The organism is Aeromonas sp. R10-2, from assembly GCF_040908445.1.
Taxonomy (GTDB): Bacteria; Pseudomonadota; Gammaproteobacteria; order Enterobacterales; family Aeromonadaceae; genus Aeromonas; species Aeromonas veronii.
Genome location: NZ_JBFODS010000032.1, coordinates 1 through 17,740, shown reverse-complemented (window position 1 = coordinate 17,740; position 17,740 = coordinate 1). Strand labels below are relative to the sequence as shown.

Below are 17,740 nucleotides of genomic sequence, written 5' to 3'. Positions count from 1 at the left end.
CTTCTGTTAAGGATTCAAACCGGATGGCTGAAACGTTGTTCGATGATGCCGCCGCCCAGACACACTTCCTCGTCGTAGAAGACGGCGGACTGGCCCGGTGTCACCGCAGCCTGTTTCTCGTCGAAGATGACCCGGATGGTCTCGTCGTCGATGGGCTGGATCAGGCAGGGGATATCCTGCTGACGGTAGCGGGTCTTGACGGTGCAGCGACGCGGCTCGCGAATGGGGGTGCGATCCACCCAGTGCAGCTGGCTGGCGATGAGGCCGTCGGAGTAGAGGCGAGGATGCTCGCCCTGCGCCACCACCAGCACGTTGCGCTCGACCTCTTTGTCGACCACGTACCAGGCCTCTTCGGTGGCATCTTTGCGACCACCGATGCCGAGCCCCTTGCGCTGGCCCAGGGTGTGATACATCAGACCCTGATGTTCACCGATCACCTTGCCATCCACGGTCTCGATTTTGCCGGGCTGGGCGGGCAGAAACTTGGCCAGGAAGTCCTTGAACTTTCGCTCGCCGATAAAGCAGATACCGGTGGAGTCTTTCTTCTTGGCGGTGATGAGATCCAGCTGCTCGGCGATGCGGCGCACCTCGGGCTTCTCCAGATCGCCAACCGGGAACAGGCTCTGACCCACTTGCTTCTCGCTCAGGGTATAGAGGAAGTAGCTCTGATCCTTGTTGGTATCGAGACCGCGCAGCAGGCGCGGGCGGCCGGTGCTGTCGTCACGGCGCACATAGTGGCCGGTGGCGATGTAGGTGGCACCCAGCTCTTCGGCGGCAAATTCGAGGAACGCCTTGAACTTGATCTCCTTGTTGCACAGGATATCGGGGTTTGGCGTGCGGCCAGCCTTGTACTCTTCGAGGAAGTGCTCGAACACGTTGTCCCAGTACTCGGCCGCGAAGTTGATGGTGTGGAGTTTCATCCCCAGCTTGTCGCAGACGGCCTTGGCATCAGCCAAATCCTGGGCGGCAGAGCAGTACTCGTCCGTGTCGTCTTCTTCCCAGTTCTTCATGAACAAGCCTTCGACCTGATAGCCCTGCTGCTGGAGCAGGTAGGCCGAGACGGAAGAATCCACGCCGCCGGACATGCCGACGATCACCTTGATTTGGCTGTTGTCTGTCATTAGTCGAAGTTACCAGTTCGTTTAAACGGGGCATATTCTACCAGAGTTTTGCGCCCCCGGTCACATATCCATGCCGCAGTTCCCATCAGGAGCCTGATAGCAGGAAATCGTTTTTCTGTTATTGGCCAGCGTGGCCGTAAAAGAGTGTCAAATAGCCTCAAATAAAGGCCTTGAGGGCCGACAGTGGCAGTCGTGTCCCCGCCAGATAGTCCTGAATGCACTGCCACACCAAGGGGCTGCGCAGGGCCGGTTTGCATTCCGCTATTTCTTCCAGAGTGAGCCAGTGGCAAGCCAGCACATCACCGTCAGGATCCTCTGGATGGTGTTGACCCGGCGCTTTTTCAAGGTCGAAGATGATGGCGGTGCGCACATAGGTGGCCTCGCTGTCGGCCGGTTTGAACAGATAGGTACCAAGCCAGGCGGTCGGCGTGGCGGTCAGACCCGTCTCCTCTTTCAGCTCACGACAGGCCGCTTCAAGCAGGTTTTCTCCCGGCTCCACATGGCCGGCGGGTTGGTTGAAGCGGCGCTGGCCTTTTATCTCCTCTTCCACCACCAGAAAGCGCCCCTGCCACTGCACCAGGGCGGCGACCGTCAGGCGCGCCTCCATGCGGGCGTGACTGGTGGTCGATTGCTCTGCCTGATTGCTCATCATGACTCCTTGTCGTTGCTATCGGGATTGCCCGCTCGGGCCGGTCGGCGTGCCGTTCCTCGACCACTGCTGCGGGGTTTGCCGCTGGTCGGGTTTGAAGTTGAACGCTCGGTTGGGTGAGTGGTGCGGGGGCGCTCGTCCCGTCTCGGCTGGCTGGGCCGCCGTGGTGCCTCCCCTGCCGGTTTGGCCGGTTTGGCGGTATGAGCGCCTGAACGGGATGAGGAGGGACGCGGGCGGCTGTTGGAGCTCGGCGCCAGCTCGGGGGCGGGCAGGGCACGGCTCTCGCCGGGGGCCAGACCATCTAACGTCCAGTCACCGATGGCGTAGCGAATAAGGCGCAGGGTGGGGTGGCCGATATGGGCGGTCATCCGCCGTACCTGCCGGTTGCGTCCCTCGATGATTTTGATCTCCAGCCAGCTGGTGGGGATCTCCTTGCGCTCGCGGATCGGCGGATTGCGCGGCCACACCGCAGGTTCATCCATGATGCGCGCCCCGGCGGGCAGGGTCATGCCGTCATTGAGCGCCACCCCGGCGCGCAGGGCGGCCAGTTTCTCCTCGCTCGGAATGCCTTCCACCTGCACCCAGTAGGTCTTGGGGGTCTTCTCCCCCGGCTGGGTGAGGCGCGCCTGCAGCTTGCCATCGTTGGTGAGCAGCAGCAGCCCCTCGCTGTCGCGATCGAGCCGCCCTGCGGCGTAGATGCCGGGCTCTTTGATGTAATCCTTGAGGGTCTCCCGGCCCGCCTCGTCGGTGAACTGGCAGAGCACCATGTAGGGCTTGTTCAGCAGGAGCAATTTGCGATCCGCCGTGGCCAGCTCCGGTTTGCGGGGGGATGCATGGCGGGGTGCGGCTGGTTTGGCCGCCGTGCGCGGGGCGTTATCGCGCGGCGCGCGGCTGACAGAGAGACGGGATCGGGGAGATTTCATCGGATACACACTTCAGACAGACGATGGCAGCGAGTGTACCACAGGGTGCTGAGGGCAGGATGAATGGCTGGCGTTACAGCAAGCAGCGCCCAGAGCCAATTCGCCTAGCTTAACAGGCTCTCGATGACGATAGCCTGACGGGCGGGGGCCGAGCCTGCCAACAGCAGGGCGTGGCTGACCACATCGTCGATCATCGCCTGCGCCAGTCGGGTGAGGGGGCGCAGGGTCTCCCGTCCGCTACCAACCGGCACCGCCAGCAGAATAACGGTCTGCACCGGCCCGATTTGAGAGCCCCACTCAATGGGCTCCTTGCAATTGAGCAGAGTCAGCGCTGGCTGGCTGATCCCTTCGCTCAATACATGAGGCATGGCCAGGCCGGGGCGGATGATGGTGGCCGAGACCTGCTCGCGCCGTTCCACCGCGGCGGTCAGTGTGGCGCGGTCGGTGATCAGCTCGGCGGGCAGCAGATCGATCAGATGCTCGAGGGCCTCGGCTTTGGTCAGCGGTTCGGGGCTGTGGGCCAACTGGCGCAGGGCAAAATGGTAGTCGGGCAGAGCGTTGGCCAGTCGCAACTCCGCCAGCGCGGCGGTGCGCGGGCGCACCAGTAGTTGACCCAGTTCCCCGCACCAGCAGGTGAAGGCCATGTGGGCCAGCTCGGCATCGCACCCTTCAATTTGCAACTGGCAGAGATCGCCGGGCTGGGTGGCGAGGGTCAACAGGGAGAGCTGGTTGCTGGCGGCAACGGTCTGGCGCCGGGTGAGGTTGGCGCAGCGGATGGTGGACTTGAACATCCTCGCCAGCCGGTTCAACTGCTTGGCCTGGGTGATGCTCAACCCCTGCTGGCAGTAGAAGGTGATTTCGCGGGTCAGCATCAGGCCGGGATCGGCAGGGCCTTGAGTACGGCGTTGGCATCCAGCAGCACGGTTTCCAGTCTCACCTGATGGATGGTGCAGCCGAGGAAGCGCTCTTTCTGCTCAATCTCGATATCGGAGGCAATCAACACCAGGTCGGCGCTGGCAATATCGCGGGCGGTCAGCATGTTCTCCATGCCCATGGCGCCCTGTGTCTCGACCTTGATCTTGAGTCCCAGCCCAGTGGCGGCTTTTTGCAGGGCATCGGCAGCCATATAGGTATGGGCAATACCGGTCGGGCAAGCGGTGACGGCGACGATCTTCATCTGCTCTCTGTGATGCTGACAAGGGGGAGCAACAAGATAGCGCCAGCGGGGGGCTTTTACCAAAAGTCCATATGAAAAGTGGGATCTTGATGGGGATATGCCCTTCCCTTGAACGGCAGTGCAGGCTGATATGGGCCAGCCGGCAGTGGGTTTTCTCCAAACAACAAGGGCCACCCCTGTGGGTGGCCCTGAACAATCTGCGTCTGTTGTTATGGCTATCAGGCGGTCTGGGCGGCCAGCTCGGCGGCTTTCAGTTCGCGCTTGATGCGGCGGATCTTGCGCTCCTCGGCGACTGCGACACAGCCCATCAGCACCAGACAGGCGGCGGCTGCGATGTCCAGCGCCGCGAAGGTGCCGGTCCAGCCGGTCAGACCGAAGATGGGGGTGCCATCGGCGATCATGCCCAGACCCAGTTTGGCGAAGCTGTCACCAATCAGGTAAGCGAAGGTGCCCTTGACGCCATCGGCTACGCTGATGCCCTGCTTGGGGACGAAGCCCACGGCGGCGACGCCGATCAGCAGTTGCGGACCAAACACCAGGAAGCCCAAAGTGAACAGGGAGCCCAGGAACATAAACTGGGTGGTCGCATGCTGGTAGAGACCCAGGGTGGCGATGATGAGCGCCAGTGCCACACAGGCAACCAGACCACGACGACCGTTGGCCAGATCGGAGAGGTAACCCCACATCAGGGTGCCGACCAGAGCGCCCACTTCGAAGAAGGTAAAGCCTTGAATGGCCACGTCTTTGGAGAAACCCAGCTCCTGGTGGGCATAGACGGTGGACCACTGGTCGATACCGATACGCACCACGTAGAGGAAGATGTTGGCAAAGCAGAGCAGCCAGATCACCTTGTTGAGCAGCACGTACTTCACGAAGATCTGCCACTTGGTCAGCTTCTGCTCCTCGGTGGCGATATCCTCTTCGCTCGCCACTTCGTCAAACAGCTCTTCCACCTTGCCAAGGCCATAGGCTTCCGGCGAATCGCTACCAAAGCGCAGGCCGATAAAACCGACGATCAGCGCGATGATGGAGGGGAAGATAAACATGCCGAGCACGTTGCCATCGAACAGGTAGTTGGCACCGAACAGCGCCACACCGGCCGCACCAGCACCGCCCACGTTGTGAGAGAGGTTCCACATGCCCAGATAGGTGCCGCGCTTGTTGCGGGGAGTCCACTTGGTGATGGTGGAGTAGCTGCAGGAACCGCCACAGCTCTGGAAGAAACCGCTCAGGGCATAGAAGAAGATCATGAAGTAGAGGCTGAAACCTGTGCCGCCCATGCTGGCACTGAAGCCCAGCATGCAGAGTGCGGAGAGGATCAGCATCAGCGGCAGGAACTGCTTGGTGTTCTTGCCGTCGGCATAGTAGGAGACGATGGTCTTGCCCACCCCGTAGGTGATGGAGAAGCCAAGACCGATCATGCCGAGCTCGGTCATGGAGAGACCGTACTCCTGGATCATGTCATTTTGCGCAATGTTGAAGTTCTTGCGGATCAGATACATGGTCAAATAGCCAATAAATACAACCAGATAGGATTGCATAAACGGCTTGAACCAGAGCTTGCGCCGGGCTTCGACCGGCAGGTCCAGGGTGGGGACCCGGACCTGTTGGAGCAATTTCAACATCTTCGTTCATCCTCTGCGAGATAGACGGTATTTCCGCCGCGCCCCTCATTTGTAGATAGGTTGTTCGAGGTCACGCCACGGAAGGGGGAACGGAACGTCGGGGCTGTCAGCCGTTGCTGCGCTCGACGCTTCATCCATATAAACCCGGGCCCGGCACGGGATGACGGGGCATATCGCCCGTCGCGGTGCGGGTCACGACATCAGGTGGGGTGACTCTAATAAGAGGGGCAAAAAATGGCTTGAGAGCCATCCCTAGTGGGGCTAGGAAATTTTCCTAGTTTTTGCGCTTTCGCGGACAAAGCGTGAGAAACATCACACCGCTGACGCCGGATTGCTGCCATTTCAGCCAGTTTGGCGCTCTGTGTGAGTGCTGGGCTGAGGAGGGGAGAGGCAAGAAGGGAGCCAGGGAAAGGCAAGGAGAGAGGTGAAGGGAGAGATGAGGGAAGAGTGCTTATCGACCACTATTTCTCGGGGGGCGATATTGGGAAATACGGCCCGCCAGCCATCCCCAAAAACAAGAGGCCACCCCGTGGGGTGGCCTCTTTTATGGTTTAGGAGCCTTGATGGTGAGGGGGGACTCAGGCCGCCTTGGCCAGGGTTACCTCGCCACTCTTTTTTACCCGCAGCTTTTTCAGGGCAACCGCGACCACGCCGGTGACGATGGCACCGCAGATCATGCAGAGCAGGGCCAGCAGCGGCTTGTTGACGGCACCCAGCAGGGCCACGATGGGGCCACCGTGGGCAACGCTGTTGGTGATTCCAAACAGGAAGGCCATCACAGCGGCGGTCATGCTGCCCAGCACGTTGGCCGGAATGACGGCCAGCGGGTCACGGGCGGCGAACGGAATCGCCCCTTCGGAAATACCCACCAGACCCATGGCGCCGGCGGCTTTGCCCGCTTCGATTTCAGAGGCATCGAAGATACCGAGCTTGCGACCGAGCACGGTTGCCAGCGACATGCCAAGGGGCGCAGCCGGGATGGCGCATGCCATGGCACCCATAAACTGGGTCTGACCGGAGGCGATCATGCCGACGGAGAAGAGGAAGGCCACCTTGTTGACCGGGCCACCCATATCAAAGCCGGCCATACCACCCAGCACGATACCCAGCAGCACCAGACTGCCACCGCTCATGGAGAGTAGCATGGCGTTGAGGCCGGTCATCATGTCGGCAATCGGGGCGCCGATGATGAAGATGAATACCGCAGCGATAAACAGGGAACCGACGATGGGGGCGATCAGGATCGGCACCAGCGGTTGCACCATCTTGTGGTACTGACGGGTGGCAATCCAGCGCACCAGATAGCCGACCAACAGGCCTGCAATGATGGCACCGATAAAGCCGGTACCGGCATCAGCGCCGTAGAAGCTGCCGTTGTTGGCGATCCAGCCACCGATAAAGCCCGGTGCCAGTGCCGGACGGTCACCGATGGCGTAGGCGATATAGCCCGCCAGAATGGGGATCATCAGGGTGAAGGCGGCCACGCCCACGTTGAGGATCTGGTTCCACATGCTCCCTTCCGGGATCTGCATGCCGCTTGGGGTCGGGTTGCCGCCAATGGCCAGTGCCAGCGCAATCAACAGACCGCCGGTCACCACGAACGGGATCATGTGCGATACGCCGTTCATCAGGTAGCGATAGAGATCGGAACTTCCGCCCGCGCTCTTTTCTTCACCTTTTTTATCTTCTTTGCCAGCCACATAGGCCGGGGCTTTCAGCGCCTGCTCAATGAGACCCTTGCCATCCTTGATGGGGGCCTTGACGCCGGTCTTGATGAGGGGCTTGCCGGCAAAGCGGGCCATGTCCACCTGCTTGTCGCAGGCAACCACGATGGCGGTGGCGCGGGCGATCTCGTCTGCGGTCGGGCTGTTCTTGACGCCGATGGAGCCGTTGGTCTCCACCTTCACCTCATAACCCAGCTCCTTGGCGGCGCGCTCCAGCGACTCGGCCGCCAGATAGGTGTGGGCGATACCGGCCGGGCAACCGGTGACACCGATGATAAAGCCTTTGCTGGTGGTCGGGGCTGCGCTCTGCTCCTCTTTCTTGGCCAGCAGCAGCGCCAGCGCATCGGCCGGGGTGTTGGCCGCCAGCAGTTTGGCGATAAAGCCCTCTTCGATCAGCTTGCCGGAGAGCTCGGCCAGCACCTCGATATGGTGGTTGGCGCCGCCATCGGGGGAGGCGATCATGAAGAAAATGTGGGACGGCTTGCCATCTTCGGCGCCGTACTCGATGCCGTTGCGGCTGATGCCGATGGCGACCGCCGGGTTGCAGACCGCTGTACTCTTGGCGTGGGGCAGGGCCACGCCCTCTTCAAAGCCGGTGTTGCCCAGCTCTTCGCGGGCCCACAGATCCTTGATAAAGGCCTGCTCGTCGCTGACCTTGCCTTGCGACGCCAGCAGGCGGGCCATCTCGGTGAAGACCTCTTCCTTACGCGTCGCTTTCAAATCGAGATTGATCAGATGTTCATTGATCAAGGTGGTTATCATGGCGCTCTCCCCGCTCCGTTGCCGGAGCCTGTTGGCATGCCGCCCTTGCAGGCTGGCATGCAGACAAAATTGATCCGACTATTATCACGCCGGGGCAGAGGTCACCCTATCGGACAAATGTGCGAATAACTGGATTTTTGTGCGCCATCACCTTGAGTGTGACCCTGATCGCAAAGCTGAACAGCTGCTGAAATGGGGGCGGATTGAATCGCTAATATTTTTATTGATGATTAAAATCAATTGGTTGTGTTTGTTCGTGGTTCAGCTCCTTGGCCGTGAGGTGAGTTTTTACTCAGTGGATGGGAGCGCTCTTTCTATAAATTTGTGAGGTGAAAGACGGCGGCGGGATGTGAGCCAACGCACAGAAATGGCCCCGCTGGCGGGAAGCGAGGGGCGGGCGCAGGGGAGGCGTGAGCAGAACAAGCTGGAGAAATGGGTTGCACCATCGATGCCAGACAGCCCACCGCAACGGGCAAGAAACCCCACAGCCATAGGCGCACCGTAGGGTGCAATGAACAAAGTGAATTGCACCGCCTGTTTGGGCAGGGAGTGTGGTAGCAAGAGAGGGGATGGCTGAAAAGAGAGAAGATGGCCAGTTCACGTTAGCCAACTGGCCACTCGCTTAGCGGTGAGTAGCCAGTACTTCAGCATGAACACCTGAACATATTTATCTGTTCTAAATGTAGCGGAGTTTCAATATACGGTTATTTAAGCTGATATCAAATGAACTTCGGTTACAGATATGGCTTTACCTGGCTTCGAGTTTCTACCATCTGGTTTTACAGCAATTTGATCCCCCTCTTTTAATCGACACCATTCATTCCAGCTACCATTTACTAACTTATCATAATGAATGAAATAATCTTGGCTTAGTTCATCAGTCGTAAACATAAAGGTATTAGGGCCAGAGTTGCGGCCTTTTGGTATGTTTTTTATTTTTGTTTTTATTAATGTTAGCTCTGTGATGTCCTGTTCACTTATTCCATTTGAAAAATATGCCGGTTGGGCTGTTTTGGTATCTCTATTAAAAAATGGATTGCCAGAAATATCTAGTTTTGATAGTTTTTTCAATAGTTTTGTCGCGGAGTCTTGCTCGGAAAAGCTTGCGTGCTCAGTAGTGTTATTGAGATGTTTTGCTATAAATGCTAGCGCCTCATTAGCAAAGGATTTATTCTCTTGGTATTCTTTTCTCACTAAGCAGTAAGCGACTTCATTGAATATGTTCTTGGCTTGTACGCAAGCGCTTTTTATATAGCCATCATTGGTAAATATGTCATCCAATATCCTTATTGAGCTGGAAAGACATTTTATCGTTCCTTGGATGTCTGTGTTGACTATATTTTCTGACTTTCTTTTCCATGCGCTAGCTCTATATGCGCCGAGCATTCCTCTGAAATGTTTTGACTTATTCCAGTTTTTAGTTTTATCTAGAATTACATCATGCTTCAATCCATACAATAGTGATAGCATATAACCACTATTAACATGATAGGCAAATTGAGAGTCATCATCTTTTACATCACCCCATCCATCATCAATTAAACTTTCATATATTTTTTCTGCTGCATCATAGTCACTCTGAGTATGATGTAACATCGCTAAGAAAAGCTTGCTATTAGGGTTTTTATTATCTATTTCAATAGACTTTTTATAATGCAATATTGCATCATCTTGAGCTTTAAGGGCAGATAGAATTCTTGCATATGCTCTTTGATATGATGCATCGCTTTCATATATATGCTCGACTTCTTTAAATTTTTTATATAGAGGGATTAGTTTTTCATTCTTTATTTTGAACCCTCTTATTGTTGAGTTATTGAACTCAGTAAGAAGAATTTTTAAGCTTTCATTAGTTTCAGTTGGGATGTAGTCCCAGTGATACCAAGCTAGCTTTTGACTTTCTTGGATATTGTCAATTTGTCTAGCCAGCACTTTACGTTTGCTTATTTTAGCTTGTATATCGCTGCGAATTGAAATGTTTCTAGCATTGGTTAGTAAAAGCTCTCGAATAGAACCACTTAGACTAAAAGTTTCTTTATCCTCATCAATGATTCTATTTATTAAGCTTGTATTTGATAGCTCAGCAATTCCAATAGCTAATTCTTCTTTAGAAAGGCTTAAAAGATCACATAAATCAAGCCTGGTGCTTTTATCGTCAACAAATAGAGCCTCTAGAATTTTTATTGATGTTTCAGAAATGTTCTCAATTAAATTGTTATAGGAGAAGCTTGCAATTTCTTTATTTGCTACTTCAATGGATTTTGGAATTTCTTTGCCAGACAAGAATAAATCCACAGTCAATCTGATAGCTAGTGGATTACAATGGCAGCTATTTGCTATTTTTTCATAGATAGCATTATCTTGGGCTTTACCACCTCGTCTTGTTGAGTAAAGTCTGGCCATCAATGCCGCAGACTTATCTTGGAGTGGGTTTAAAGAGGTAATGCTAGCATTTGATATTGTAATTCGACTTGTAACAAGCACTCGCCAGCTTGCAGGAAGAGAGTAGTTAAACTCCTCAAAATCTTCTGGAGAATCTACAAGTAGGGTTTCTAAATTATCAATGAAAAGTAATATTTTTTCATTTTTATATTTATTCATGAAAGAGTCAAATGATGGAATATCTTCATCAAATATGCAGCTTGCTTCTAATGCTAGTTGATCTTTAATTTCTGCGATTGTTTCTACAGCATCAAGTTTTTTTACTCCTTCTGCTGTTAGTCGCTCAGTCTTCAATGAAATAAAAACACAAGCATCACACCAAGTTTTTGTCTCAGGGATAGACATTTGTTCATTTATCAAGTCAAGAGCTAACGCTGTTTTACCAAGTCCGCCAGGTGCGACTAAAGCCAATGTATTTACTCTAGGATTTTTGAGTGACTTTAACAGTAATTCAGCTTCCTTCTGGCGCCCAACAAGCCCTGTAATTGCGTGTTCAAATTTGGCTGGGATATTATTTGGAATATTCCAAATGACTCTTTCTAACCATTCCTCGGGGGGGTCTGTAATGTCTCCATTTTCTGCAGATATGAGAGCTCTTTTGACTTCATCCATACCTAAGACATCAATCAATGGATCAGATGATATTGATGCTACCTTATACCAATATGTATCAATAAACTTCCTGTTTGGATGTGATATTATATTTCTTATTTCATAAACATCATATATTACGAATAGTTCTTTGAGTTTGCTTATATATTTATGGCTAGTTGTATCTTTTGTTATGTCGAGAATTATTTGAAATAACTCATCGAGGTATGTCGCTTCAATTACATCTGTTATCGAGTCAATATTAATACACCTATTTCTAGAAAGCTCTCTACTTGCAATATCCTGAATTAATTTATCGGATATATTGTCTACCGTGAGCTCTCTAGACACGACATAATTTCCAAGTGCCATTTCTAGCTCATGGAGAACCATTGCAGTTTTTCTTCTATTTACCTCAGGGTTCATAATATCCTCAAAGATTTCTTTAAAAGGTTTTCAAGTGGAGCATATTAATCTTGATTGATAAATCAAGAAACTGCAGATGAGTAAAAACCTGCCAGAGATCAATAAAGTTGTCATTAGATGGTCTTTGTTTGAACAGTTGGTGGGGTTTACGCCTCAATACTCCAGAAACTTCTCCCCGCACCGCTCGCAAATTAGATGTTTTACATGGGTGGCCTGATAGGCGAGGGTCTGACCGAAGACCGCATTGGTCAGGCTGCTGGAGCGAAAGGCTTGCCAGAAGGTTTTGCACGGATCCTTGGGCATGATGTCCTGGCTGTGATCGCGGGCGACCAGCACCACGATATGGCGGGTACGTTCCCTGCATTTGTCACAGCGATGGATTTCACTCGGCGGGTTCTGGTCGTGCGGGTGGCTCATAAATGGGCTCGTGAAGAGAGTGGACGCCCATCATATTCCTCTCCACTTGGCTCTCAATCTCTCCTTGCCGGCGTAGTGAGCGGCCTCACGTTTTGCGCTGCTGCAGGCTTGCCCAGCCAGCTCAGGCTGATTCCCGCTTCTGCGGTTTGCAGGTGAGCGGTGATGATATGGCGGTTGGGGGTGAGTTCGGGTTGCTGCATCCGGGTCAGCAGCCGCCTCGCCGCCTGTCGGCCGATTTCGCGGGCCGGTGAGCTGACGAAGGTGAGGGCGGGGGAGGTGAGTTCGGCCTCCGCCACATCGTCAAAACCAAGCAGGGCCACCTGCTGGCCGATGTAGTTGTCCTTGCCCACGGTGCGGCCGCTCGCCTCGACGCCATAGATGGCGCCGAGGGCCACCTCGGGGTAGTGGCAGAGCACGGCGGTCACCTTGGGGTGCTGGTGCAGCAGCTGGGCGATGGTGTCGGCGGCGCTGCGCTGGGTGCGCTCGCACTCCAGTACCCACTCCGGTTTGAAGGGCAGGCCATATTGCAGCAGGCTGGCGCAGTAGCCGCCGATGCGTTCGGCGCGGGTGAGGGAGTCGGCCCGCCCGCCGACATAGGCGATATGGCGGTGGCCCTGCTCGATAAGATAGGTGGTGGCCTGCTTGGCGGCGTGGGTGTTGTCAGGGCCGATGAAGTCCACGTCATCGCGATAGTAGGAGCGGGCGGCGCACACCACCGGCAGCTCGGAATCGAGCAGGGTCTCCAGGGTTTTGGCCGCCGCGCCGCGCACCGGATTGAAGATGATGCCCGCCACCCCCTGCCGCGACAGGGAGTGGATGCTCTGCTGCAGCCGTTCCGGGCTGTGGCCGCACTGGGTCAGAAACAGCAGATAGCCCTGCTGCTCCAGCACCTCGCTCACCCCGGCGGTCACCTCGGTATAGAAGGGATCGGTGATGTCGCGCAGGATCAGCCCCACCAGATTGGACTGCTGGCTGCGCAGGTTAGCTGCGGCGCTGTTGGGCACATAGTCGAGCTCTTTTATCGCCTGTTGCACCCGCTCGGCGGTGGCCGGCGAGATGCGCCCCTTGCCGTTGAGCACCATGGAGACGGTGGTGACCGACACTCCCGCCCGCTGGGCGACATCGGTGATCTTGGCGGCTTTGGCAGAGAGGGATTTGGGCGACATAGGACGAATGGACAACGGACAGTTGAAAGCGAGGCCCCAGCATACCTGCTTGGGTTGCCAAGTGAAACGTTACATCACCATCTGGCCGATCCGGCTCACAAATTTGGATCCTGCTGCCAGTCAGCCCCCTTATTCTGTGATCCTATTGGCACTTGTAAATTGATAAAACGTTTTATCATCCGGCAAAACCTGATGCTGACCCGCGCCTTTGTTTAGAGATTGCTTCGAGATTGCCTCGAGTGGGGGAGGGCAGCCGCAGACATTGCTGTCTATTCACAAGGAGCCGTTTCATGGCCAAGCCTCAAGCCAAATCCACCATCTGGGAGTTCCTGCAGAGCCTCGGCAAGACCTTTATGTTGCCGGTCGCCCTGCTGGCCTTCTCGGGCATCCTGCTCGGTGTCGGCAGCTCGCTCACCAGCGATGCGGTCAAGCAGAGCATGCCCTTCCTCGACAATACCGTGCTGCAACTGCTGTTCCTCTGGATGACCAAGGTGGGGCTGGTGGCCTTTATCTACCTGCCGGTGATGTTTGCGGTGGCCATTCCGCTCGGGCTGGCGCGAGAAGAGAAGGGGGTCGCGGCCTTTGCCGGTTTCGTCGGCTATGCGGCGCTCAACCTCTCCATCAACTTCTACCTCACCGTGGCCAACGTCATCGGTGACGCGGCGGCGGAGAAGGCCTACGGGGTGAAATCGATCCTCGGTATCAGCTCCATCGACACCGGGATTCTGGGGGCCATCATCGTCGGGGTGATCGTCGCCAAACTGCACGCCCGTTTCTACACCTACAAGATGCCCGATGCGCTCGCCTTCTTCGGCGGTGCCCGCTTCGTGCCCATCATCACCGCGCTGGTGCTGGGTGTGGTCGGTCTGGTCGTGCCGTTCGTCTGGCCCTGGTTTGCTGCCGGCATCAACGGCATCGGGGCGCTCATCTCCCACGCCGGTCCCTTCGGCCCCTTCCTGTTCGGTACCGGTGAGCGCCTGCTGTTGCCACTCGGTCTGCACCACATTCTGGTGGCGCTGATCCGCTTTACCGAAGCGGGCGGCACCCAGCTGGTATGCGGTCACGAGGTGAGCGGTGCCCTCAATATCTTCTACGCCGAACTCTCTTGCGCCGACACTTCCGGCTTCTCGGTCTCTGCCACCTCCTTCCTCTCTCAGGGCAAGATGCCTGCCTTCCTCGGCGGTCTGCCGGGCGCGGCGCTCGCCATGTATCACTGCGCCCGCCCGGAAAATCGCGGCAAGATCAAGGCGCTGCTGGTCTCTGGTGTGGTGGCCTGCGTCATCGGCGGCATCACAGAGCCACTGGAGTTCCTGTTCCTGTTCGTGGCGCCGGTGCTCTACGTTATTCACGCCATCCTGACCGGGCTCGGCTTTATGACCATGGGGCTGCTTGGCGTCACCATCGGCAACACCGACGGCAACCTCATCGATTTTCTGGTGTTCGGCGTACTGCAAGGCACCGCTACCAAGTGGTATCTGGTGCCGGTCGCGGCCGCCATCTGGTTTGCCATCTACTACAGCGTGTTCCGCTTCGCCATCGTGCGCTTTAACCTGAAAACCCCTGGCCGCGAGATTGAAACCAGCGAGACGGCCCAGTCCGCGGGTAAGAAGGCCGGCAACAGCGGTTACAACGGTGAAATCATCCTCAACGCCCTGGGCGGCGCCGATAACATTCTGGCGCTCGATAACTGCATCACCCGCCTGCGGATGTCGGTGCAGGACATGAGCCGGGTCGATGACAAGGTATTGAAGGCAAACGGCGCCATCGGGGTGATCAAGCTCGACGAGCACAACCTGCAGGTGGTGATCGGCCCGCAGGTTCATCTGGTGAAAAACCAGCTGCAGAGCCTGATGGGGGCCTGAACCGGCCAATAAGAACCGAACGGGGGGCGCAAGCCCCCCTTGTTTGCCTCTCCCAATATGTCTCCTGTTTATGGAGGGAGAAACTTCATGCACGATATTTATGACTTCGACCATGTGGTCGACCGCCACGGCACCTACTGTACCCAGTGGGACTATGTAGCCGACCGTTTTGGCCATGCCGATCTGCTCCCCTTTACCATCTCCGACATGGATTTCGAGACAGCCCCCTGCATTCGCCAGACTCTGGCAGCCCGCCTTGAGCACGGAGTATTTGGCTACAGCCGCTGGAATCACGACGACTTTAAAGGAGCTGTGAGCGACTGGTTTGCCAGCCGTTACGGGGCGAGCCTCGACCCCGAGACGCTGGTCTACGGCCCCTCGGTCATCTATGTGATTGCCCAGCTGGTGAGCCTCTGGTCGGCGCCGGGGGAGGGGGTGCTGGTGCATACCCCCGCCTACGATGCCTTCGGCAATATGCTGGCAGCCAACGACAGGGTGCTGCTGCCCTGCCCGCTTAAAAAAGAGGAGGGGAGTTACCAGATCGACTGGGAATGCTTCGAGCAACAAGCGGCTCGTCCCGATTGCCGGATTTTGCTGCTCTGCAGCCCCCACAACCCCACCGGCCGGGTTTGGACGCGGGATGAACTCGGCCGGATGGCCGCCATCTGCCAGCACCACGGGGTCAAGGTCATCTCGGACGACATCCATATGGATGTGAGCTTTGCCCGCTACCTGCCGTGGAGCGAGGTAGCGCCGGACGATCACTGGGCGCTGGTGAGCTCGGGCTCCAAATCCTTCAATATTCCTGCCCTTGGCGGCGCCTACGCCTTTATTGCCAACGCAGCGGCGCGGACCGCCTATCTGCAGCGGCTCAAGGCGGCCCACGGTCTCTCATCGCCCCCCATTCTTGGGGTGCTGGCCCATATCAGCGCCTATCGGGACGGCGCAGCCTGGCTCGATGCCCTTAAAAGCTATCTGCACGGCAACCTCGCCCATGTGGCGACGCGGCTTAACGCCGCCTTCCCCACCATCGACTATCGGGTGCCCGAGGGAACCTATCTCGCCTGGATTGATCTGCGCGGCCTTGGCATCGATTCCAGCGAACGGATGGATGCGCTGCAAGCCTTGCTGGTGGAGAAATACCGGGTCGCCATCATGCGCGGCGACACCTACGGCCCCGAAGGCACAGGCTATATCCGCCTCAACGTCGGCTGCCCACGCTCGAAGGTTGACCAAGGACTCGACGCTCTGATCGGCGCGCTAGGGGAGGTGGGGTAAGGGTTGGGATATCTGGCTGGATGAGCTGTTGATTCATCCAGCCGGTGACCTTGATAGAGGCGTTCGGCTCGGTTATTGCGGGCTCAGAAGGTGGCGATCAAGGGGCTATTGCAAGTGACCTGAGCCTGAATGTCCTGGCACAACATCTGAATGTGGGGCTCATCGATCTTCTCGCGAGGGATATAAATACCGATCATGTACAGGATCTTTAGCAGCAACCAATTGAAATAGATATAAAAATGGCTTCGATTGTGATCTGATTTTATCGCCAAACAAAACCGCCACGCACGAAGCCATGACCATTATCGATGCCAACCACTATCTTGAGCAACTTCTCTCTCCTGCCGAACTCGACCGCATTGCCCGTGACTGCCAATTTTGCTTGCGCAAACGAGCCATTACGCCTGCCATGCTGGTGACTGCACTCTTGCGGGCACTTGGCTGCGACCAGGTCGATGGTATCGCTGGATTGCACCATCATTTCAATGCCTTGCAACTGGTTGATGCCCATCAGGTTTCCTACAAGCCCTTTCACAACCAGTTGCGCAAAGCGTCGTTCGCCCTGTTCATGAAGGCGCTGGTTGAACGGGCTATCGCCTTGCGTATCGGCCAACAGATGAAGACTGCATCCCTTGGCGCATTCAAACAGGTGTTGTTGCAGGATGGTACTTCCTTTGCCGTCCACAAAAGCCTGGCCGAAGTGTTTCCGGGAAGGTTCAAGACCATTAGCCCGGCGGCAATCGAGTGTCATATGCTCATGTCTCTATTGGAGCAAAGTCCAGTTTGCATGCAGGTCTCTGCCGATACGGCGTCAGAGCGCCAGTTCCTGCCTGAGCCCGAGCGGCTCAATAACAGCCTGCTGTTGGCGGACGCGGGTTACATCGATATGGCCTACTTTGCGAAACTAAACGAGGCGGGCGGTTTCTATCTGGTCAGGGGTAGTAAGAGCCTGAACCCGAAGATTATCCGGGCATGGCGCGGTGACGAACGGGAAGTGCCGAAGCTGGCGGGCCTGTCACTCAAGGATGCTGGACGGCGGCACTGTCGGGCAGAGGTACTGGATATGGTGGTGAAATCGGGCAAGTTCGAGTATCGGCTGATCCGACGCTGGTTTGCCGAGGAGAAACGGTTCTGTATCTGGATGACCAATCTGCCACGAGAGGCATGGCCAGCAGAGCGGGTGATGAGCCTGTACCGCTGTCGTTGGCAGGTGGAGCTGCTGTTTAAGGAGTGGAAGTCGCACAACCGGCTCAAGGGCTTTGTGACAGGTCAGAAAGCCATTGCCGAGGGGCTGGTGTGGGCCAGCCTGTTGTCGCTGGTGATGAAAAGACGGGTAGCTCAGACGCTGATGGGGGACGGTTTATCCACACTGAAAGCGGCGAAAAATAGCGGAACCTGGTGGTTCCCGTTATTGGAAGCGGTGGCTCATCGGGTGTTGGTGGAAATAAGAGAGCGTCTGGAATGGGCTGCCGTTTACTTGGCGAAAAATGCCCGTCGAACCAAGCAGCGAAAATCGATACAGAACAGGACCTTAGAAGGAATTTCAAATGAAGTGTTTTCTTAAGGTCCTGTATATG

General features: G+C 56.0%; 12 protein-coding genes and 1 pseudogene. 3 read left to right on the top strand and 10 right to left on the bottom strand.

Annotated elements, in window-relative coordinates; translation table 11 throughout:
• Positions 1-14: 14 nt before the first annotated feature.
• From mnmA to AB5Y97_RS07145, 10 genes and pseudogenes are all read right to left on the bottom strand, one after another.
• Complete coding sequence (gene mnmA / locus AB5Y97_RS07190) at positions 15-1,121, bottom strand: tRNA 2-thiouridine(34) synthase MnmA (protein WP_201946145.1); 1,107 nt, start codon at positions 1,119-1,121, stop codon at positions 15-17.
• A gap of 157 nt (positions 1,122-1,278) precedes the next feature.
• Positions 1,279-1,770, bottom strand: coding sequence for an NUDIX hydrolase (locus AB5Y97_RS07185; RefSeq protein WP_042082454.1), 492 nt, complete (start codon positions 1,768-1,770; stop codon positions 1,279-1,281).
• Positions 1,770-2,693 carry a 23S rRNA pseudouridine(2457) synthase RluE gene (gene rluE, locus AB5Y97_RS07180; RefSeq protein ID WP_201946143.1) on the bottom strand — a complete coding sequence of 308 codons (924 nt, stop codon included), beginning with the start codon at positions 2,691-2,693 and terminating at the stop codon, positions 1,770-1,772. The genes AB5Y97_RS07185 and rluE overlap by 1 nt, the downstream gene beginning before the upstream one ends.
• Before the next feature lie 104 nt (positions 2,694-2,797).
• A complete protein-coding gene (locus tag AB5Y97_RS07175) occupies positions 2,798-3,565 on the bottom strand; it encodes a PTS sugar transporter subunit IIA (RefSeq protein WP_201946142.1) in 768 nt (255 codons plus the stop codon).
• On the bottom strand, positions 3,565-3,870 hold the full coding sequence (locus AB5Y97_RS07170) for a PTS fructose transporter subunit IIB (protein WP_005334611.1): 306 nt from the start codon (positions 3,868-3,870) through the stop codon (positions 3,565-3,567). Before AB5Y97_RS07170 ends, AB5Y97_RS07175 begins: the two co-directional genes overlap by 1 nt.
• A 218-nt stretch (positions 3,871-4,088) precedes the next feature.
• Positions 4,089-5,495 carry a hexose-6-phosphate:phosphate antiporter gene (gene uhpT, locus AB5Y97_RS07165; protein ID WP_005334609.1) on the bottom strand — a complete coding sequence of 469 codons (1,407 nt, stop codon included), beginning with the start codon at positions 5,493-5,495 and terminating at the stop codon, positions 4,089-4,091.
• Positions 5,496-6,073: 578 nt separating this feature from the next.
• Positions 6,074-7,981, bottom strand: a complete 1,908-nt coding sequence (locus AB5Y97_RS07160; protein WP_201946140.1) for a fructose-specific PTS transporter subunit EIIC — start codon at positions 7,979-7,981, stop codon at positions 6,074-6,076.
• Positions 7,982-8,689: 708 nt separating this feature from the next.
• Entirely contained in the window at positions 8,690-11,440 is a 2,751-nt protein-coding gene (locus tag AB5Y97_RS07155) for an NB-ARC domain-containing protein (RefSeq protein ID WP_146045094.1), read from the bottom strand.
• A 153-nt stretch (positions 11,441-11,593) separates the two neighbouring features.
• Positions 11,594-11,857 carry a hypothetical protein gene (locus AB5Y97_RS07150; RefSeq protein WP_368157444.1) on the bottom strand — a complete coding sequence of 88 codons (264 nt, stop codon included), beginning with the start codon at positions 11,855-11,857 and terminating at the stop codon, positions 11,594-11,596.
• A gap of 161 nt (positions 11,858-12,018) precedes the next feature.
• Positions 12,019-13,023: pseudogene (locus AB5Y97_RS07145) on the bottom strand (Mal regulon transcriptional regulator MalI); the annotation flags it as partial.
• Positions 13,024-13,313: 290 nt separating this feature from the next.
• On the opposite strand from AB5Y97_RS07145, the gene malX reads away from it, so the two are divergent.
• The 3 genes from malX (at position 13,314) to AB5Y97_RS07130 (ending at position 17,727) form a co-directional block, all read left to right on the top strand.
• On the top strand, positions 13,314-14,885 hold the full coding sequence (gene malX, locus AB5Y97_RS07140; protein ID WP_201948284.1) for a maltose/glucose-specific PTS transporter subunit IIBC: 1,572 nt from the start codon (positions 13,314-13,316) through the stop codon (positions 14,883-14,885).
• An 87-nt stretch (positions 14,886-14,972) separates the two neighbouring features.
• On the top strand, positions 14,973-16,163 hold the full coding sequence (locus AB5Y97_RS07135; protein ID WP_201948286.1) for a MalY/PatB family protein: 1,191 nt from the start codon (positions 14,973-14,975) through the stop codon (positions 16,161-16,163).
• 295 nt (positions 16,164-16,458) lie between these two features.
• Positions 16,459-17,727: an IS4-like element ISAeme4 family transposase gene (locus AB5Y97_RS07130; protein WP_041206016.1), complete on the top strand. Its 1,269-nt coding sequence runs from the start codon at positions 16,459-16,461 to the stop codon at positions 17,725-17,727.
• The last annotated feature ends 13 nt before the right edge of the window (positions 17,728-17,740 follow it).